We start from the raw sequence: 18,983 nt of genomic DNA, 5'->3' as shown, positions 1-18,983 counted from the left end.
ACGATGACCGGATCCGTCGAGAGCGGCGTGCCGCAGGTGCGGGGCCTGCGGCGCTGGGCTTCCGTCCACCGCTGGACCAGCCTCGCCAGCACGGCCTTCCTGCTGCTCCTCTGCCTCACGGGGCTGCCGCTGATCTTCCATCACGAACTCAATCACGCGCTGGGCTACGAGGTCGAGGCGCCCGCGATGGCGCCGGGCACACCCCATACCTCGCTCGACCGCGTGATCGCGGCCGCGCAGGCGCGCAGGCCCGGCGAGGCGATCCAGTTCGTGAGCTTCGACCGCGACGCGCCCGACATGGTGACGGTCGGCTTCGGCAAGAGCGTCGAGGCGCCCTTCGAATACACCAAGTTCGTGGCGGTCGACCGGCGCGACGCCGCGGTGCTCAACGAGCCGAAGCTCAACGAGGGGCCGGTGGCGTTCCTGTTCCGGCTCCACACCGACCTCTTCCTCGGCCTGCCCGGCAAGCTCTTCCTCGGGGCGATGGGCCTCGTGTTCCTGGTGGCGGTCGTGTCGGGCGTCGTGCTCTACGGCCCCTCGATGCGCAAGCTGCCCTTCGGCACCGTGCGGCACACCCGCGCGCGGCGCATCCGCTGGCTCGACTGGCACAACCTGATCGGCGTCACCACCCTGACCTGGGCGCTGGTGGTGGGGGCGACCGGCACGATCAACACCTGGGCCGACCTGATGCTGAAGCTCTGGCAGATCGGCCAGCTCGCCGAGATGACCGCCCCCTACAAGGGCGTGCCGCGGCCGACGCAGCTCGCCTCCCTGGACCTGGCCGTGGCCACCGCCCGGGCGGCGGCGCCCGGCATGATCCCGCAGGTCGTGGCCTATCCGGGTACCGCCTTCAGCAGCAACAACCACTACGCGGTATTTCTGGCCGGCGACACGCCGCTGACCGCGCGCGTGCTCAAGCCCGCGCTCATCGACGCGGCGACCGGACGGCTGACCGACATGCGCGCCATGCCGTGGTACATCCAGGGCTTGTTCTGGTCGCAGCCGCTGCATTTCGGCGATTACGGCGGGCTGCCGCTCAAGATCATCTGGGCGGTGCTGGACCTCGCCACGATCGTGGTCCTGGCGAGCGGCCTCTACCTGTTCGCGGCCCGGCGGCGCCTGCCCGAGGCGGCGCGGGTGCCCGCCCCGGTGGCGGCGCAATGACGCCCGCGCCGCACGTGTGGCGGGCGCCCGTCGCCATCGGCCTCCTGATGGCGCTCGGCCTCGTGGGGGCGCTGGTGGCCGACGGCCTCTGGGACTTCCTCTGGAGCGCGATGCTGGCGGGCCTTCTCGCCTTCGCCGGATGGCGGGCCGCCGGGAACCCGGCGCCTCGCGCCACCTCGCCGCCCCCGCCGGCCGACTCCCCCGCCCGGCCTTCCTGACCGCCCACCGCGCCACGTCCGGCAGGCCCATCGCTGCGGCCGGCCCGGCCGGCGCAGGGTTCGCCGGACTCGATGGCGGAGTTGGACGGGAAGATTTCGAGAAAAGGACCGCGATGGATCAACTTGGCGCGCGATCCGCCGCGGGCGCCGCCGCGATCCGGTGACCTTCGGACCGTGCTGCCAAGCCGTGCGGCACGTCCGCGCTGCAACGCTCCGGCCGCTCGATGGTTCTGGTGTGGGGTATCGCCGCCCCCGCCATCACGAGGGCCGAGAGTGTCGGACGCAGCCACGAGGACGGAGCATTTCCCGGCGCAGGCCGTGCGGCCCGAGTCGGAAGCGGGGCTGTTCGTGCCGGGCCGCAACTGCTGGCGCGTCGCGCGGGCCGGCCGGGCCGCGGTGCTGATCGACGCGGCCGCCTATTTCGCGGCCCTCGAGAGCGCGCTCCGGCAGGCCCGGCACAGCATCACCATCATCGGCTGGGATTTCGACGGCCGCATCCGCCTGCGCGAGGACGTGCCGGAGGAGGAATCCCCGCCGCTCGGCCCGCTCCTGCGGCTCATCGTCGAGGCGCGCCCCGACCTCGACCTGCGCATCCTGCTGTGGAGCATCGGCACCGTGCACGGCCCGGGGGCGGCGCTGCCGATGCTGTTCGGCGCCGAGTGGATGAAGCACCCGCGCATCACGGTGAAGCTCGACACGCGCCACCCGATCTACGCCGCCCATCATCAAAAAATCGTCTGCATCGACGACACCCTCGCCTTCGCGGGCGGCATCGACCTCACGGTGGGGCGCTGGGACACCCCCGACCACCGGCCCGACGACCCGCGCCGGATCGATCCCGACGGCGAGCCCTACGGGCCGGTGCACGACACCCAGATGGCGGTGGACGGCGAGACCGCCCGGGCGATCGGCGAGCTGGCGCGCGAGCGCTGGCGGGCCGCCACCGGCGAGGCCGTCGCACCCCTGGCCGAGGCCGCGCCGCTCTGGCCCGAGGGGCTCGTGCCCGACTTCACGAACATCCCGGTCGCCATCGCCCGCACCATGCCGGCGCTCGCCGACCAAGTGAGCGTGGAGGAGGCGGCGGCGCTCACCGCCGACATGCTGCGGCGCGCCCGGCAGGCGATCTTCATCGAGGCCCAGTACCTCACGGCGACCTACGTCGCCGACATCCTGGCCGAGCACCTGGAGCGGCCGGGCGGCCCGGAGATCCTCGTGGTGCTGACCCGCCGCTCGCACAGCCTGCCCGAGCGCGTGGCGATGGGCTCGCCGCGCGACCGCATCATCCGCCGCCTGCGCGCCGTCGACCGCGAGGGCCGCCTGTTCATCGGCTACCCGGGCTGCGAGGGCCAGGACGGCGAGTGCCAGGTGCTGGTGCACTCCAAGCTCATCGTCGTGGACGACACGGCCCTGCGCGTCGGCTCCTCGAACCTCAACAACCGCTCGGTCGCGCTCGACACCGAGTGCGACCTCGCGGTGGAGGGCACCGACGCGGCGACGCGCGGGACCATCGCGGCCCTGCGCGACCGCCTCCTCGCCGAGCACCTCGCCGTCCCGCCCGAGCGGGTGACGGAGGCGATCGCCCGCGAGGGCTCGCTCCTCGGGGCGCTGCGGCGGCTCAACCGCGGTCCCCGCTCGCTGCGCCCCTTCGACGTGCCGGAGGAGGAGAGCCTCATCGATCCCCTGCTCGGCGCCGACCTGCTCGACCCGGAGCGGCCGTTCGGGAGCTGAGGCGCCTCACCGCAGCGGCAGCGCGAGGCAGACCGCGGCCAGGATCACCGCGTAGGCGATGCGCCGGAAGAGCGCGTCGGAGGCGCGGTGGAAGAGGCGGGCGCCGGCCACGAGGCCCAGCCCGTAGGGCACGAGGAGCGGGAGCGCGAGCCAGACGCGCTCGGCCGTCAGCACGCCTCCCCCCGCGAAGACCACGCCCGAGAGCAGGGTCGAGAGCGCGAAATAGGCCATCAGGTTGTGGCGCACCTGCGCGGCTTCGGCGGATTGGCTGGCGAGCCAGAAGACCGCGAGCGGCAGGCCGCCGAGCCCCGCGAACCCGCTCGCCAGCCCCGAGGCGGCCCCGACCGTCACCGAGAGGGGAACCGAGGGCGCGGTCCGGTAGCGCCAGCCGGAGGCCAGCGCGGCGAGCGCCGCCAGGATGGTGCCCGCCGTGACCCAGCGCACCACGACGGGGTCGAGGCCGGTGAGGAGCCACACGCCGACGGGCAGGCTGACGGCCGCGCCGACGAGCAGCGGCACCACCTCGCGCCAGACCGCGTGGCGGGCCGAGAGCAGGCCGAGCCAGAGCGCGAAGGGCGCGTCCACGATCCAGATCAGGCCGACCGCGGCGGCCGGCCCCACCACGCTGGCGGCGAGGGGCACGAACACCATCGCGAAGCCGAAGCCGGTGAAGCCGCGCACCAGCCCGCCGAGCAGGGCGGCCGCCAGGAGCGCCGCCATGGACGCGGCCTCGGCGCTCATCGCGGGGTGCGGGCGGCGCAGGCCGCCTCAGCGGGTCCTTTCGGCTCCCGCCCGGTCGGCGGGGCGGGCCTCGTCGCGGCCGGCGCGCGGGGGTCACGGCGCGGCGCAGGGGCGGTGGTCCGGGGCCGGCCGGGGCTCAGCGGGCCGCCTCGACCACGACCTCGCCGGCCCGGCAGTTCTGCCGCGCCACCTCCGGGCAGGGCGTGAAGCCGCGCAGATCCTTCGAGAAGCAGATCCGCACCTCCTCCAGCCGGCCGGCCTTGCAGGTCACGGACATCATGTCGGGGCGCAGGCCCGGGTTGCTGGCCACGAACCGCCGGGCGATCTCGATCGGCGCGAGGCGCAGGTCGCCCTCGGCCCTGGTGAAGCCGGAGGGCACCGTCACCGCCTCGCGGGCGCGGCGCGCATCGCGAAAATAGCCGGCCGGGTCGCGGCCCGAGCAGGTGCCGTGCTTGCGCCACTCGTGGCGGGCCAGCCCCTCGGAGGGAAACACGCCCGCCGCCTCCTCCAGGGCGAGGCGGGAGGGGGAGCGCGGGAAGGCGCCGCATTCGGTCGGATAGCCGCGCGTGTATTGCGGCCACAGCCCGTGCACCACGAAGCCGAGCCCGCGCCCGGTCTCGCACTGGCCGTCGCCGCGCCGCTCGCCGGTCAGCGCGCAGTAGGTCGGCGACCACGACAGGGCGAGGACGTAGAAATCGAACTCGCCCGGGGTGCCCGAGCGTTCCTGGGCGACGGCGCCCGCCGCGAGCCCTACGCTCGCCGCAAGGGCCAGGCCCGCCGCGAGACGTGCAGCCCGGATCAGGGGCGGGCGGCGCGGCACGAATCCGCCGAGGCGTAGGCGTAGGCGAGGTTGCGGTCGAGGCCGTGGACGCAGAACTCCACGCCCCAGGTCGCCCCGATGATGCCGGTGCTCTCGCGCACCGAGTAGTCGACCCGGCGGCGCACGCCGTCCGAGGTGGTGGCCACCGCCGTGCAGAAGCGGCGCGGGATGAAGTCCACCCCGTAGGGCCGCCACGCCGTGCGCTCGATCCGGTCGTAGCTGATGATGGTGAGCGAGGAGTTCCAGAACTTGGACTCCTTCTCGGCGAACTGGTTTGAGACTTTTTCCAGCACGCCCACGTCCTGGCAGCCGGGGATGTCCGCATCGAACGGGAACTCGCGCTCCTCGGCGGGCGAGATCTCCTGGCGGGCCGAGCGGGCCTCGGCGGGGGAGAGCGCGCCGCCGCTCAGGGCCGCGAGGGCGAGGGCGGCGAGGAATGGGGTGTGGCGCATGCCGGTTCCTGCCTTGCGCGGGGACGGTGCCCCGGGGGCCCGTCGCGGTTGTCGTCCTGCAGGAGACGAAGCCGCCGCACCCCGCCGCGAGTCAAGGCTCGGCGAGGGTTTGGCCGCGCTTTGCCGGGCGGTGGTGTGCCGCAACCACAGCGCGCCGCGCTCCTATGGCGCCCTGCGGCCGCAGGGCGCCGCGACCACGGGGCGGGACCCGCGCAGTGGCCGGGCGCGCCGGAGCGGATTATGAACGGGTCTCCGGTCAGGCCGTCCCGCGAGTGTGTCTCCATGAATGCGGTATCGAATGCGGTCTCCAGCGCGGCCTCCGATGCGCCCACTGCGAGCGCGGAGCCCGGCCCCGACGCCAAGCCCGTCGGCCCCGGCGACCAAGTGCTGCTCGTCGACGGCTCGTCCTTCATCTTCCGGGCCTACTTCCAGTCGATCAACCAGCCCGAGCGCTACAACTTCCGGCCCTCGGACGGGCTGCCGACCGGCGCCGTGCGGCTCTTCTGCGCCAAGATCGCCCAGTTCGTGCAGGACGGCGCGGCCGGGATCCAGCCCACCCATCTCGCCATCGTGTTCGACAAGTCGGAGGGCTCTTTTCGCAAGGAGATCTTTCCGGACTACAAGGGCCACCGGCCGGACGCGCCCGACGACCTCAAGCGGCAGATGCCGCTGATGCGCGACGCGGTGCGGGCCTTCGGGCTCGAACCGATCGAGCTGGAGCGCTACGAGGCCGACGACCTCATCGCCACCTACGCGCGCCAGGCGGAGGCGCGGGGCGCGGGCGTCATCATCGTGTCCTCCGACAAGGACCTGATGCAGCTCGTCGGCGACCTCGTGCGGTTCTACGACTTCGAATCGGGCCAGAAGGGCAAGCCCGGCTACCGCCCCGAGCGCAACCTCGACGCCGCGGCCATCGTCGAGCGCTGGGAGGGCCTGAACCCCGGCCAGATCGGCGACGCGCTGGCGCTGATCGGCGACACCTCGGACAACGTGCCGGGCGTGCCGGGCATCGGCCTGAAGACCGCCGCGGCGCTCATCAAGGAGTTCGGCAGCCTGGAGGCCCTGCTGGAGCGGGCCGGCGAGATCAAGCAGCCCAAGCGCCGCGAGACGCTGATCGCCAACATCGACCAGGCGCGCCTGTCGCGCCGCCTCGTCGAACTCGACACGGCGGTGCCGGTGCCGGTGCCCCTCGACGCCCTGCGCCTGCGCAAGCCCGACCCGGAGCGGCTGGTCGGCTTCCTCAAGGCGATGGAGTTCAACACCCTGACGCGGCGGATCGCGACGCTCCTCCACGTCGATCCGGAGGCGGTGAGGCCCGATCCCGCGCTGCTGCCGGGCGGGGCGCCTCCTTACGCCAACGACAAGGGCGGCAGCGACGCCATGCCGTTCTTCGGCGACGAGGCGACGAGCCCGCCGGCCGGCGAGGCCGACCCCTTCGCCGACCTCGACCTGCCGGACGCCCCGCGCAAGCCCCGCCCGCCCGCGGAAGCGACCCCCGGCGGCCTCGTGGCGGCCCGCGCCGCGGAGGCGGTGAAGCCCTTCGACACGCAATCCTACGAGACGATCACGACGCTGGAGCGCCTGGAGGCCTGGATCGCCGAGGCGGCGGAGGCGGGCGTGGTCGCGGTCGACACCGAGACCACGGCGCTCGATGCCCACGCGGCGGACCTCGTCGGCGTCTCGCTCGCCACCGCCCCGGGGCGGGCCGCCTACATCCCGCTCACGCATCGCGGCGGCGAGGACCTCTTTGGCGAGGGCCTGCTGCCGAACCAGCTCCCCTGGGAGGCCGTGAAGGCGCGCCTGAAGCCGCTCCTCGAAGACCCCACCGTGCTCAAGGTCGGGCAGAACCTGAAATACGACTGGCTCGTGCTCGCCCGCCACGGCATCGAGGTGACGCCGTTCGACGACACGATGCTGATCTCCTACGTGCTCGATGCCGGCAAGGGCTCGCACGGCATGGACGAGCTGGCGCGCCGCCACCTCGGCCACCAGCCCATCACCTTCTCGGACGTGGCCGGCACCGGCCGGGCCAAGGTCACGTTCGACCGCGTCGCCCTCGACAAGGCCACCGCCTACGCGGCGGAGGACGCGGACGTGACCCTGCGCCTGTGGCGGCTGATGAAGCCGCGGCTCGCCGCCGAGCGCCGCGCCAGCGTCTACGAGACCCTGGAGCGGCCGCTGGTGCCGGTGCTCGCCCGCATGGAGCGCGAGGGCATCAAGGTCGACCGCGGCATGCTGAGCCGGCTCTCGGGCGATTTCGCGCAGTCCCTCGCGCGGCTGGAGGCCGAGATCCAGGAGCTGGCGGGTGAGAGCGTCTCGGTCTCCTCGCCGAAGCAGATCGGCGACATCCTGTTCGGCAAGATGGGGCTGCCCGGCGCCAAGAAGACGCCCTCGGGGCAATGGGCCACGCCCGCGACGCTGCTGGAAGAACTCGCCGGCCAGGGGCACGAACTGCCGCGCAGGATCCTGGAGTGGCGCCAGCTCTCGAAGCTGAAATCCACCTACACGGACACGCTCCAGGAGCATGCCGACCGCGGGACCGACCGCGTCCACACCTCCTTCGCGCTCGCCGCCACCACCACCGGGCGCCTCTCCTCCTCCGACCCGAACCTCCAAAATATCCCGATCCGCACCGAGGAGGGCCGGCGCATCCGGCAGGCCTTCGTGGCGGATGCCGGCCACAAGCTGATCTCGGCCGATTACAGCCAGATCGAGCTGCGGCTGCTGGCGCACATCGCCGACATCCCGCAGCTGCGCCAAGCCTTCGAGGAGGGCATCGACATCCACGCGGCCACCGCCTCGGCGATGTTCGGCGTGCCCCTCGACCAGATGACCCCGGACCTGCGGCGGCGGGCCAAGACCATCAACTTCGGCATCATCTACGGCATCTCGGCCTTCGGCCTCGCCGACCGGCTCGGCATCCCGCAGGGCGAGGCCTCCGCCTTCATCAAGCAGTATTTCGAGCGCTTCCCCGGCATCCGCGCCTACATCGACGAGACCAAGAAGGCCTGCCGGGACAAGGGCTACGTCACCACCCTGTTCGGGCGCGTCTGCCACTACCCGCAGATCCGCTCCAACAACCCGCAGGAGCGCGCCTCCGTCGAGCGGCAGGCGATCAACGCGCCGATCCAGGGCACCGCCGCCGACATCATCCGCCGCGCGATGGTGCGCATGGACGACGCGCTCAAGGACGCCGGCCTCACCACCCGCATGCTGCTGCAAGTGCACGACGAACTCGTCTTCGAGGCGCCCGACGCCGAGGTGGAGCGCGCGCTGCCGGTCATCACCCGGGTGATGGAGGAGGCCCCCCACCCCGCCGTGCACCTGCGCGTGCCGCTCGCCGTCGAGGCCAAGGCGGCCACGAACTGGCAGGAGGCGCATTGAGGGCGCGGGCCGGGATGACCCTGCAAACAAAGTCGAGCAGGCCCTCGCTCCCGCCCCTTTCCCGGACGACTGAAACGAAGTGGAAGGAGATCCGGGAACGAGCGCAAGATGATCGCGAAGCGTCCGTCCGTCTGCAACGGTGCGGATGCAGAGCCGCTGCGCGGCCCATGATTGGCTGGGTCCCGGATCTCCTTCCGCTGATGCTGCAGTCGTCCGGGAGAGGGCGATGGCTGGAGCGCGCCTCGGACGAAGAAGCCTATGGCTGCGACGGCTTCAGCGGGGAGGCCGGCTTTCCGCCGTGGCTGCCATACCTGATGGTATTCATTCGGATGAAGAGGGGATCGACGCCGATCGTGTCGATGTAGAACTCCGAATGATCCTTGCGCCAGATCGCTTGGCAGCGATGCTGTTCCAGGCCGGAGCAGCCGATCATCTCCTCGTACATCTCACAGGACTTCACGCCGCCACCGGAGCATTCCCTGCCGGCGGACGTGACGCGCTGCGGCTCCCAGCCCAGCAAGGCCAGGCTGATCCGGGCCTCGAAGTAGGATGACCCCGCTTCGAGCGACGGAACGGCCTCCGCGCCGAAGGCCGCGCCCGAGAGGCAGACCCTGACCGTCACCACGAGGGACCGCATCCGAGCGCTCCAGTCGCGCGTCTCGTGCGCTCCGGCGATCGGCCGGTGCGCCCTGGCCGATGATCGCGGCGGGCGCTCGGCCTGGCGGGCAGGAAGACGCGGGTAGACGAGCACGACGATGCCCGCATGCCTGCATGTACGAGGGTCAGCTTTCAGGCGGATTGCATGACGTGTTGCGTGGCGGGGCGGCGTGCCAGGACGCACCTGCGGCCCGGGCCGGCGCCGACGCGGTCACGACCCCCATCTTGGACAGCCGCGCAGGATGCCGGTCGTCTCAACGGCCCGGCCCGGCTCTCCGGGATGCGCCCTTCGTCTCCCTGACCGCCAGCGAGACCCAGCTGGGCACACCGAACAGCGTGGCGGGCCAGCTCCGCCAGTGCGAGACCGCCTCACCCGCACCGACGGGCTGAGGATGCTCTCGCTCCTGACCGTGTCGCTCCTGGCCCTGCTCCGCGGCTCCGCGTTCCGCATCCACGATGGCCTGAGCGATACGGACCACGAGGTTGTGGCAGGCATCTGCGATCGCCTGCGGTTCGTTGCGATGGGCCGCCTGCACCAGCCTCATCCCGGCGTCGTCGACGATCTGACGCGCGGCGCGGAGCGCATCAGCGTGGGGATCGTGGGGTCGCGCCATCAGCAAACCTCCTCGAGGAGCGGCGTCGGATTCCGGCGCGGCGGTGAGGCGCGGCTCTCGTCCGGCTGCGATGCGTCGATCGGGCGGGCGGTGTAGGCGCTCCTGACCGCCTTCCAGAAGGCATCCCGCTCCGCTTGGCTCAGTCGTGCCAATCTCTGGTCGAGATCTCCTCTCCCTATCGCTGCGTATTCGGTTCGTTGCGCCGCTGTCAGCGCCTCTGCTGCATTGATCATTCGCACTCCCGCGCGAGGGAGGTGCGCCTCGCACCTGCATGATGTCGGGCCGCCGAATGTGTGACCACATCCGAACGGGGCTTAGAAAGCTTTGAGAGTGCCGAATCGTTCCACGGACGGCGTGGCTAGTTCAACGCCGCCACGGAGCCTGTCGTCCGGCTGCCCTGCGACAGGGGTGGCTCCTTTGCGCGGTGAGTCTCGCAGGCCGAAGGGTCCGAAGCAGGGAGACGCCCCCGTGCCTCGCGCGGTCAGGCCGGCCGCTCCGCAGGCAGCGCCGCCTCGATCTGGCCGACCACGGCCGCGAGGCGAGCGATGCCGGCCCGGATCGTCGCCGGATCGGCGCTGGCGTAGCCGAGCACGAGCCCGGCCTGCGAGGGACCGCCCGCGGCGGGGTCGTAGAGCGGGGAGACCGGGTAGACGCCGATGCCGGCCGCGTGGGCGGCGGCGACCAGCTCGGCCTCGCGGGCGGCGGGCAGGCGGGGAAACCACGCCACCACGTGCAGGCCGGCGGCGGCGCCCGCCACGCTCACCCGGTCGCCCAGCGTCTCCGCCAGCGCCGCCAGCAGGGCGGTGCGGCGCTCGCCGTTGCGGCGGCGCGCCCGCCGCACGTGGCGCTCGTAAGCGCCGTCCGCGAGGATCCGGGCCAGGGCGGCCTGCTCGGGACCCGGCGTGTGCCGGTCGGCCACGCGCTTGGCCGCGGCCAGGATGTCGGCCAGGGCGGGCGGCACCACCATGTAGCCGAGGCGCAGCTGCGGCGAGAGGGTCTTGGAGACCGTGCCGACGTAGACAACCACGCCGGCGCGGTCGAGGCTCTGCAGCGCCTCGATCGGGCGCGTGTCGTAGCGGTACTCGCCGTCGTAATCGTCCTCGACGATCATCGCGCCCGTGGCCTGCGCCCAGGCCAGCAGGTCCTGGCGGCGGCTCACCGCCATGACGCCGCCGAGCGGGAACTGATGCGAGGGCGTGACGTAGGCGAGCCGGGCCGGGCCGAGGCCGGCGAGCGCGGCGGTGCGCAGGCCGTCCTGGTCCACCGCCACCGGGAGGAGCCGGGCGCCGGCCGCCGCGAAGGCCTGCCGGGCCGCGCCGTAGCAGGGATCTTCGATCACCACCCCGTCGCCGGGGTCGAGCAGCAGCCGCGCGCAGAGATCGAGGGCCTGCTGCGAGCCGTTGACGACGACGATCTGCTCGGGCGCGCAGCGCAGGCCCCGCGCCCGCCACAGGTAGCCCTGCAGGGCGCTGCGCAGCTCCGGCAGGCCGCGCGGATCGGCGTAGGCGAGCCGGGCGGGCCGGCGCACGAGCGCGCCGTCGAGCGCCCGCCGCCACGCCAGCGCCGGGAAATCCGCGCCCGCGAGGTCGCCGTAGCGGAAATCGGCCACCGGCCGGTCCGGCGCGGGCCAGAAGGGCACCGAGGCGGCGATCAGCCGGCGCCCGAAGGCCGAGAGGCGGGGGGCGGACCGGAGCGGCGGGGGACCGTCGGGCTCCGCCGCCCGCACCGCCAGACCCGGCGCGACCCGCGCCCGCGCGCCCTGGCGCGTCTCCAGGTACCCCTCGGCGATCAGTTGCTCGTAGGCCGCCGTCACGGTGGTGCGCGAGACCCCGAGTTCGGCGGCGAGCGCCCGGGTCGAGGGCAGGCGTGCGCCGGGTCCGTAGACCCCCTGGGCGATCTGGGCCTTCAGGGCGGCGCAGATCCGCGCGCCCACGGAGGCGGGCCGGGCGGCGGACGGGGCGGCGGTCGACTGGTCCATGCAGAAAGGCCGGAACTGGACGTTCAGGATGGGCCAGTGTCCGGGTTAGGTCCAGGCCGGCGCAGCGCCATGCGCGGCGCACCGCGCCAGGAGGCCTCGATGTACATCCCGCCCGCGTTCCGCGAGGACGACCTGCCCGCCATCCACGCGACGATGCGGGCGGTGCGGCTCGCCAACCTCGTGACCGCCACCGCGGCCGGCCTGCTCTGCACGCCGCTGCCCCTCTTCCTCGACGAGACCGAGGGGGAGTTCGGCGTGCTCTACGGCCACCTCGCGCGGGCCAACCCGCAATGGCGGGAGCCGGCGCAGGGCGAGGCGATGGCGCTCTTCACCGGGCCGGACGCCTACGTCACCCCCTCTTGGTACGCGACCAAGCGGGAGACCGGGAAGGTTGTGCCGACCTGGAACTACGTCGCGGTCCACGCCTACGGGACGCCGGACTTCTTCGAGGATGCGGACCGGCTCCTCGCGGTGGTGACGCGGCTGACGGACTTGCACGAGGGCGCGCGCGAGCGGGCCTGGGCGGTGGACGACGCGCCGCCGGCCTTCATCGCCGCGCAGTTGCGCGGGATCGTCGGCCTGCGCCTGCCGATCACGCGCCTCGAAGGCAAGCGCAAGATGAGCCAGAACCGCAGCGAGGCGGACCGGGCCGGCGTCCGGGCCGGGCTGGCGGCGAGCGAGGGCGAGACCGACCGCCACGTCGCCACGCTGATCCCGGGCTGAGGCGCCGGGCTCAGCCGCCCGTGAGCCACGCCAGCGCGCCGGCCGCCGCCGCGCGGCCGGTGGCGATGCTCGCCTGGAGCAGGTAGCCGCCGGTGGGCGCCTCCCAGTCCAGCATCTCGCCCGCCGCGAAGGTGCCGGGCCGCGCCCGCAGCATGAAGCGCTCGTCGAGGGCCTGGAAGCCGATCCCGCCCGCGCTGGAGATCGCCCGCGCGATCGGCTGGATCCCGGTGAGCCGCAGGGGCGCGGCCTTGATCAGCCCTGCCAGGGCCTCGGGCGCGGCCGGCAGCGCCCCGTCGGCGCTCTCGCGGGCGCTCTCGCGCAGCACACCCGCCGCCACGGGGCTCAATCCCGCGGCCTTGCGCAGGGTGGTGGCGCGCGACTGGTCCGGCCGGGCCGCGGCGAGGCGCTTCGTCAGGGCGGCCGCATCGAGATCCGGCCGCAGGTCGATCGTCACCGCCGCTGCGCCGTCGGCCAGCACGGCGTCGCGCAGGGGGCCGGACAGGGCGTAGACCGCCCCGCCCTCGATCCCGTCCGCGGTGATCACGGCCTCGCCCCGAACCCGCGCCGCACCGAACGACAGGGCGATGCGCTTGAGGGGCGCGCCCGCGAAGCGCTCCGCGAAGACGGCCGACCACCCGGCCGTGAACCCGACATTGGCCGCGCGCAGGGGCGCCACCGAAATGCCCTCCCGGGCGAGAACCGGCACCCAGGCGCCGTCCGAGCCGAGCCGCGGCCAGCTCGCCCCGCCGAGCGCCAGCACGGCCACGTCCGGGCGGAGCGCGAACGGGCCGTCCGGGTGCGCGAACAGGAGGGAGCCGTCCGGCCCCCAGCCGGTCCAGCGGGTGCGCGTGCGCAGGGTGACGTCGCGCGCGTCGAGCCGCGCGAGCCACGCGCGCAGGAGCGGCGAGGCCTTGAACGCCTCCGGGAAAACCCGCCCGCTCGATCCGACGAAGGTCGGCTGGCCGAGGCCGTCGCACCAGTCCCGCAGGGCCTCGGGCGGGTAGGCCCGCACGGCCGCGTCGAGGAGCGGGGCGTGCGGGCGGTAGCGCGCGAGGAAGCGCTCCAGCGGCTCGCCGTGGGTGAGGTTGAGGCCGCCCCGGCCGGCGATGAGGAGCTTGCGGGCCGGCGAGGGCATCCGCTCCGCCACGGTGACGGCGAGCCCTGCGCCGGCCAGCACCTCCGCGGCGGCGAGGCCCGCCGGCCCCGCACCGACCACCACCGCCGTCCGGCGCCCGTTCGCTGCTCGCGTCATGCCCGCACCCAAGCGGGGGCGCGCGGGGCGCTGTCAACCCGGGCGGCGCGCCGGCCGCGCCCTTGATCCGCTCCGTTCCCGGACATAAGTCCGTGCCCATCGGCTGCGGGCCCCTCTGGCGAGCTGCCCCTGCGCGCTCGCGATGTCGGAGCCGATGCTTTCCTCAACCGAAGCATCGATGGTCCGACGCATGATCGACTTTCTCTACATGGCGTGGCTCGGCAAACCGGTCTGGATGTGGCTGGCCTTCCACGCCGTCATCTTCCTCCTCCTCGCCTTCGACCTCGGCCTCCTGCACCGCGACAGCAACCGGGAGATCGGGGTGAAGGAGAGCCTTCTCCTCACGGCCTTCTATCTCGGCCTCGGGCTGATCTTCGGCGGCTGGATCTGGTGGTATCTCGGGCCGCAGGCGGGGCAGGAATACCTCGCGGGCCTCGTGGTCGAGAAATCGCTGTCGATGGACAACGTCTTCGTCATCGCGGTGATCTTCGGCTTCCTCGGCATCCCGCGCGTGAACCAGCACCGGGTGCTGTTGTGGGGCATCCTGGCGGCGGTGGTGCTGCGCGGCCTGATGATCGGGCTCGGCGCGGCGCTGGTGCACCAGGCCGAATGGGTGCTGACCATCTTCGCCGCCTTCCTGATCTATGCCGGCGCCAAGATGCTCGTGCCCGGCAATCACGAGAAGGACGAGGGCGAGACGGCGGGGCGCTTCGCCGAGTGGATGCGCAGCCACTTCCGCGTCACCCCCGAGCTGCACGGGCAAAAGTTCACGGTCCGCCTGCCGGACCCGCAGACCGGGCGGATGGTGCGCTGGTTCACCCCGCTCGCCCTCGCGCTGGTGCTGGTGAACGGCGCCGACGTGATCTTCGCGGTCGACAGCGTGCCGGCGATCTTCGCGATCACCACCGACACCTACGTGGTCTACACCTCGAACATCTTCGCGATCCTCGGCCTGCGCGCGCTCTACTTCGCGCTCGCCGCGATGGTGGACCGCTTCGCCTATCTCAAGACCGCGCTCGCCCTGATCCTGATCTTCATCGGCGCGAAGATCGTGGTGGCGGACACCTTCGGGTGGATCCACATCGAGCCCTGGGTCTCGCTGGTGGTCACCGTGGTGCTGCTCGCGGGCGGCATCGCCTACAGCCTGTGGCGGACGCGGGACACCGCCCACGCGGCCGTCGAGCGTCCGGCCGAGCGCCCGGCGCGGGGGTGAACGCCCGTCGCCGACGCGGTCACCGGGTCGGCGACGGAGGGAGCCCGGCAGAGCCGCCCGACGGCGGGTCTGCCGGAGCGCAGTGCGGCGCCCGCCTACTCGGCGGCGGCGCGCAGCATCTCGGGCTCGCCCGCCAGCACGCGCTGGGCAGCCTCGGCCCCGCCGGCTCGGTGGGGCACGCCGGCCAGCCGCAGGCCCATCTCGACGCCGGACAGCACGGCGGCGATCTGCAGGTCGTTGAAGTCGCCGATATGGCCAATGCGGAAGACCCGGTCGGCGAGCGGACCGAGGCCGCCCCCTAGCGTCAGGCTGAACCGCTCCAGCACGTCCGCCCGGAAGGCGTCGGCCGAGACGCCCTCCGGCATCCGCACCGCCGTGACGGTAGGGGAGGCCTGGGCATCGTCGCGGCACTGGATCTCCAGGCCCCAGTGGCGCACCGCCCGGCGGGTCGCCGCGGCGGCCCGGGCGTGGCGGGCGAAGACCGCGTCCAGCCCCTCCGCGTGCAGGGTCTCGATCGCGACCTTGAGGCCGAAGAGCAGGTTCACGGCCGGCGTGGTGGGGAAGTAGCCGGTCTCGTTGATCGCCAGCATGTCCTCCCAGTCGAAATAGGCCCGCGCCAGCCGCGCCTGCTTCGAGGCCGCCAGCGCCTTGTCCGAGACCGCGTTGAAGGCGAGGCCGGGCGGCAGCATCAGGCCCTTCTGCGAGCCGCCCACCGTGACGTCGACGCCCCACTCGTCGTGCCGGTAGTCGGTGGAGGCCAGCGACGAGATGGTGTCGACCATCAGGAGGGCCGGGTGCCCGGTGCGGTCGAGGGCGGCGCGCACGCCCGCCACGTCCGAGAGGGTGCCGGTGGCGGTCTCGTTGTGGACGATGCAGACCGCCTTGACGGCGTGCGCGCGGTCCTCGGCGAGCCGCGCCTCGATCGCCGCCACGTCGACGGCGGAGCGCCAGTCGCCCTTGAGGAATTCCGGCTCCAGCCCGAGCTTGCGCGCCATCCTGGCCCACAGGGTCGCGAACTGGCCGGTCTCGTACATCAGCACCCGGTCGCCGGGCGACAGCGTGTTGAGGAGGGCGGCCTCCCAGCCGGCGGTGCCGGAGGCGGCGTAGATCAGCACCGGGTTGCGGGTCTTGAAGATGGTCTTGATGCCGGCCAGCACCTCGCGCCCGAGCCGGCCGAACTCCGCGCTGCGGTGGTCGATGGTCGGGCGGGCGGTCGCGGCCAGGATCGGCAGCGGCACGTTGGTCGGCCCCGGGATGTGCAGGAAGGGGCGGCCGGGCTTGTGGGACATGCGGCGTTCCTCGGATGCGCGCCGCTCTCCTGGGCCAGCGCGTCTGTCGGCCTCTCTGATGCGCTTCCGCCCTGTTCGAGCGGAGAGCGCATCAGCCGGGCGGCGGCGCGAAGGGCAACGAATGCTTGACGGTGCCACGAGGATGACCGGCGGCCCGCCGGGCATGCGTCACCGCGCCCCGATCACCGCGGCGGTGTCTGGCGCAAACTTAGGCAGCAAACAAGTGCCATCGCGGTACAGGCGGTGCGCAACGCACTCCCGCGCCGAAATGGCGCGGGCTCTTCGGGCCGGTTACTTCGACACGGCCCAGCGCGCCCAGAAGGCGAGGAGCCAGCCGAGGATGACCACCACGATCGGCACGATCACGAAGGCGAAGAGTTGGATGTCGTTCATGGCCGCAAGCTCCTGAGCAGGTAACGCGCCGCCAAGTGCAGGAGGATGCTCCCGACGAGAAACATCGACACGCCGATGACGATCGTCAAGGTCGGGACCGGCCCGCCCGGTCCGGTCACCCCGAACACGGCGGCGGCGATCGGCGCCACCACGCCGGCCGCCAGGAACGCGCTCGCGCCCGCGTTCAGGTATCCGGCGGTGAGCTTCGTCTGCTCGTTGTGGATCAGGCTCACGCGGGCCGCGCCGCCAGGAGGTCGCGCAGCGTCGTGATGGTGGAGGCATCCGCCACGCCGTCCACACGGGCCGGGCGGAAATGGCGCTGGAAGGCCGCGACCACGTCGCGGGTGCGCGCGTCGAAATGGCCGGTGACGGGCTGGTCGTAGCCGTAGAGGGCGAGCATCGCCTGGAGGGCCTCGATCGGCTGGCCGGCATCGCCCTCGGAGAAGAAGCGCCCGTCGCGGATCGGCACCGGCGCCACCCAGTGGCCGACGCCGTCGCGGTGCAGCCGTTCCCAGGGAAAGCCCTCGCCGGGATCCTGCTTGCGGCCGGGCGCCACGTCGGAATGGCCGAGCACCCGGTCGGCGCGGATCGGCCAGCGGGCCAGGATGTCGCGCGCGAGCGCCGCCACGGCGGCGATCTGGGCGTCGGGATAGGGCGGCAGTCCGCCCGCATGGCCCGGATGCACGATCTCGATCCCGATCGAGCGGGAGTTCACGTCGCGCACGCCCTCCCAGGCGCCCGCGCCCCCGTGCCAGGCGCGGCGGGCCTCCGGCACCATCTGGATCACCCGCCCGTCCTCGAACACCACGTAGTGGGCCGAGACCTCCGCCAGGGGGTTGGCCAGCCGCAGCACCGCCGCCGCCCCGTCCGTCATGCCGGTGTAGTGCAGGATCAGCATGTCGACCGGAAGCCGCCGCTCGCCGTGATTGGGCGAGGGGACGACCTGCGTGGCGAGCGCGCTCTCGGGCACCGGCTTCATGGGTCACGGCTCACGGCAGGTTGCGCTCCGCGCTGATGCGGTCCCAGGCGGCGTTGATCGCCGCGAGGCGGCGGGTCGCGATGGCGACCGCCGCGGGCGGGAGGCCGCGGGCCACCGCCCGGTCGGGATGGTTCTCGGCGACCAGCGCCCGGTAGCGGGCCTTGAGGTCGGCATCCGACAGGGCGCGGTCGGCGCCCAGCACCTCGTAGGGGTCGTCGGCGAGCCGCAGGTGCCGGGCGGCGAGGCAGGTATAGGCCGCCTCGTCGAGGCCGAAGATCTCCGCCACCGACCGCAGGTAGCCGGCCTCCTTGTCGTGGACCGCCCCGTCCGCCTTGGCGATGTGGAAGAGGCCGTCGAGGACGTCCTCGAGCAGGGCCGGCTCCTCGCGGAAGGCCTCGGCGATCTGCTGGGCGTAGGCCTCGAAGCCGCTGGTGGTGGCCTTGGCGAGGTCGAACAGCCGCGCGATGCCCGCGCGCTCCTCGTCCGACACCCGCACCACCTCCTCGAAGGCCGCGACCTCCGAGGGGGTCACGACCCCGTCCGACTTCGCCATCTTGGCGGCGAGCGCCACGAGGCCGGTGGTGAACACCACCTCGCGCGGAGTGCGGCCGAACAGCGAGCCCTCGCGGTCCACGAGGAAGTGCCCCGCCACCGCGCCGATCAGGGCGCCGAGCGGACCGCCCGCGGCGAGGCCGAGCCCGGCCCCGCCGAGCTTTCCCCAGAGGCCGAGGCTCATCGCCGGCCCCGCGGGCAGTGCGGCGTCGGGCGGCGAGGGTGCGCGTTCGTCGTCATCCGGGCCTCGTTAGACCCGTTCGCGTCCGGACGGAATCCGCCATCCGGGCTACGCCGCCGAGGAAAGGCGCGGGGGCCGGGCGAGCCGCCCCCCGCCCGGCGTCTCACCGGCAGTAGATGTTGCCGTAGGGATCGCGGTAGGTGCCGTAGGGGCATTGCGGGGCCGTGGCCGCGCCGACGACGGCGCCGCCGGCCGCACCGATCAGGCCGCCCGCGAGCGCGCCGCCCGCACGGCCGGTGGCCGCCGCGCCGATCGCCGCACCGGTGAGGCCGCCGAGGGCGGCGCCGCCCGCGGCGCGGTCGCCGGGGGTGTTGCAGGCGCCGAGCGAGAGCGCGAGGGCGCCCGCGAGCGTGGCGGCGATGAGCTTCTTCATGAGGTTCGTCCCTTGTGCTTCGATCCGGCCCCGCCGCGTCCCGTCCGGACGGACGGCGGCTTCGGATCACTGGTCCTGCCGCATTCCCTAGGGTGAACCGGTGCCCGGCCCCGCCCGAATGCACGCGCGACGGCGTTTTCCGCCGTTCACCGCTTGCAACAGCCTAGCTGTTCGGCAGCTGAACGCCAAACGAGGAGGCAGCGTCGCCGTTC

18 protein-coding genes are annotated in these 18,983 nt (G+C 73.2%); 7 read left to right on the top strand and 11 right to left on the bottom strand.

Annotated elements, in window-relative coordinates; all coding sequences use genetic code 11:
* Positions 1–3 precede the first annotated feature (3 nt).
* The 3 genes from ACKUB9_RS01365 (at position 4) to ACKUB9_RS01355 (ending at position 3,110) form a co-directional block, all read left to right on the top strand.
* The gene (locus tag ACKUB9_RS01365) at positions 4–1,164 is read left to right on the top strand and encodes a PepSY-associated TM helix domain-containing protein (RefSeq protein ID WP_407518773.1); all 1,161 of its coding nucleotides are present in this window, start codon (positions 4–6) and stop codon (positions 1,162–1,164) included.
* Positions 1,161–1,382, top strand: a complete 222-nt coding sequence (locus ACKUB9_RS01360; protein ID WP_407518772.1) for a hypothetical protein — start codon at positions 1,161–1,163, stop codon at positions 1,380–1,382. Before ACKUB9_RS01365 ends, ACKUB9_RS01360 begins: the two co-directional genes overlap by 4 nt.
* Before the next feature lie 273 nt (positions 1,383–1,655).
* A complete protein-coding gene (locus ACKUB9_RS01355; protein WP_407518771.1) occupies positions 1,656–3,110 on the top strand; it encodes a phospholipase D-like domain-containing protein in 1,455 nt (484 codons plus the stop codon).
* Positions 3,111–3,116: 6 nt separating this feature from the next.
* Here the strand turns inward: ACKUB9_RS01355 and ACKUB9_RS01350 are convergent, their stop codons facing one another.
* From ACKUB9_RS01350 to ACKUB9_RS01340, 3 genes are all read right to left on the bottom strand, one after another.
* Entirely contained in the window at positions 3,117–3,851 is a 735-nt protein-coding gene (locus tag ACKUB9_RS01350; protein WP_410825733.1) for a TSUP family transporter, read from the bottom strand.
* Positions 3,852–3,987: 136 nt separating this feature from the next.
* Positions 3,988–4,671, bottom strand: coding sequence for a ribonuclease T2 family protein (locus ACKUB9_RS01345; protein ID WP_407518768.1), 684 nt, complete (start codon positions 4,669–4,671; stop codon positions 3,988–3,990).
* Positions 4,650–5,123, bottom strand: coding sequence for a hypothetical protein (locus ACKUB9_RS01340; RefSeq protein ID WP_407518767.1), 474 nt, complete (start codon positions 5,121–5,123; stop codon positions 4,650–4,652). The genes ACKUB9_RS01345 and ACKUB9_RS01340 overlap by 22 nt, the downstream gene beginning before the upstream one ends.
* A gap of 282 nt (positions 5,124–5,405) precedes the next feature.
* Here ACKUB9_RS01340 and polA point away from each other — a divergent pair, with 282 nt between their 5' ends.
* On the top strand, positions 5,406–8,507 hold the full coding sequence (polA, locus tag ACKUB9_RS01335) for a DNA polymerase I (protein ID WP_407518766.1): 3,102 nt from the start codon (positions 5,406–5,408) through the stop codon (positions 8,505–8,507).
* A gap of 256 nt (positions 8,508–8,763) precedes the next feature.
* On the opposite strand, the gene ACKUB9_RS01330 is transcribed toward polA, so the two are convergent.
* A complete protein-coding gene (locus tag ACKUB9_RS01330) occupies positions 8,764–9,144 on the bottom strand; it encodes a hypothetical protein (protein WP_407518765.1) in 381 nt (126 codons plus the stop codon).
* Between the two features lie 412 nt (positions 9,145–9,556).
* On the opposite strand from ACKUB9_RS01330, the gene ACKUB9_RS01325 reads away from it, so the two are divergent.
* Positions 9,557–9,874: a hypothetical protein gene (locus ACKUB9_RS01325; RefSeq protein ID WP_407518764.1), complete on the top strand. Its 318-nt coding sequence runs from the start codon at positions 9,557–9,559 to the stop codon at positions 9,872–9,874.
* Positions 9,875–10,259: 385 nt separating this feature from the next.
* On the opposite strand, the gene pdxR is transcribed toward ACKUB9_RS01325, so the two are convergent.
* Positions 10,260–11,756, bottom strand: coding sequence for a MocR-like pyridoxine biosynthesis transcription factor PdxR (pdxR, locus tag ACKUB9_RS01320; RefSeq protein ID WP_407518762.1), 1,497 nt, complete (start codon positions 11,754–11,756; stop codon positions 10,260–10,262).
* Between the two features lie 99 nt (positions 11,757–11,855).
* Here pdxR and ACKUB9_RS01315 point away from each other — a divergent pair, with 99 nt between their 5' ends.
* Complete coding sequence (locus ACKUB9_RS01315) at positions 11,856–12,479, top strand: FMN-binding negative transcriptional regulator (protein WP_407518761.1); 624 nt, start codon at positions 11,856–11,858, stop codon at positions 12,477–12,479.
* 10 nt (positions 12,480–12,489) lie between these two features.
* On the opposite strand, the gene ACKUB9_RS01310 is transcribed toward ACKUB9_RS01315, so the two are convergent.
* A complete protein-coding gene (locus ACKUB9_RS01310) occupies positions 12,490–13,731 on the bottom strand; it encodes a TIGR03862 family flavoprotein (RefSeq protein ID WP_407518759.1) in 1,242 nt (413 codons plus the stop codon).
* A 190-nt stretch (positions 13,732–13,921) separates the two neighbouring features.
* Between ACKUB9_RS01310 and ACKUB9_RS01305 the strand changes: the two genes are divergently transcribed.
* Positions 13,922–14,944, top strand: a complete 1,023-nt coding sequence (locus ACKUB9_RS01305) for a TerC family protein (RefSeq protein WP_407518758.1) — start codon at positions 13,922–13,924, stop codon at positions 14,942–14,944.
* A 95-nt stretch (positions 14,945–15,039) separates the two neighbouring features.
* Here the strand turns inward: ACKUB9_RS01305 and ACKUB9_RS01300 are convergent, their stop codons facing one another.
* The 5 genes from ACKUB9_RS01300 to ACKUB9_RS01280 all read right to left on the bottom strand — a co-directional run bounded on the left by ACKUB9_RS01300 (position 15,040) and on the right by ACKUB9_RS01280 (position 18,771).
* Positions 15,040–16,233, bottom strand: a complete 1,194-nt coding sequence (locus tag ACKUB9_RS01300) for a pyridoxal-phosphate-dependent aminotransferase family protein (protein WP_407518756.1) — start codon at positions 16,231–16,233, stop codon at positions 15,040–15,042.
* 389 nt (positions 16,234–16,622) lie between these two features.
* Positions 16,623–16,859, bottom strand: coding sequence for a hypothetical protein (locus ACKUB9_RS01295; protein WP_407518754.1), 237 nt, complete (start codon positions 16,857–16,859; stop codon positions 16,623–16,625).
* Positions 16,856–17,605, bottom strand: a complete 750-nt coding sequence (locus ACKUB9_RS01290) for an N-acetylmuramoyl-L-alanine amidase (RefSeq protein ID WP_407518753.1) — start codon at positions 17,603–17,605, stop codon at positions 16,856–16,858. The genes ACKUB9_RS01295 and ACKUB9_RS01290 overlap by 4 nt, the downstream gene beginning before the upstream one ends.
* Positions 17,606–17,615: 10 nt before the next feature.
* A complete protein-coding gene (locus ACKUB9_RS01285) occupies positions 17,616–18,341 on the bottom strand; it encodes a TerB family tellurite resistance protein (protein WP_407518752.1) in 726 nt (241 codons plus the stop codon).
* A 160-nt stretch (positions 18,342–18,501) separates the two neighbouring features.
* Complete coding sequence (locus ACKUB9_RS01280) at positions 18,502–18,771, bottom strand: YMGG-like glycine zipper-containing protein (protein ID WP_407518750.1); 270 nt, start codon at positions 18,769–18,771, stop codon at positions 18,502–18,504.
* Positions 18,772–18,983: the final 212 nt, after the last annotated feature.

The sequence above is a fragment of the Methylobacterium oryzisoli genome, assembly GCF_046557895.1.
In the GTDB taxonomy this organism is placed as follows: domain Bacteria; phylum Pseudomonadota; class Alphaproteobacteria; order Rhizobiales; family Beijerinckiaceae; genus Methylobacterium; species Methylobacterium oryzisoli.
This window is presented reverse-complemented; position numbering and strand designations above follow the sequence as displayed.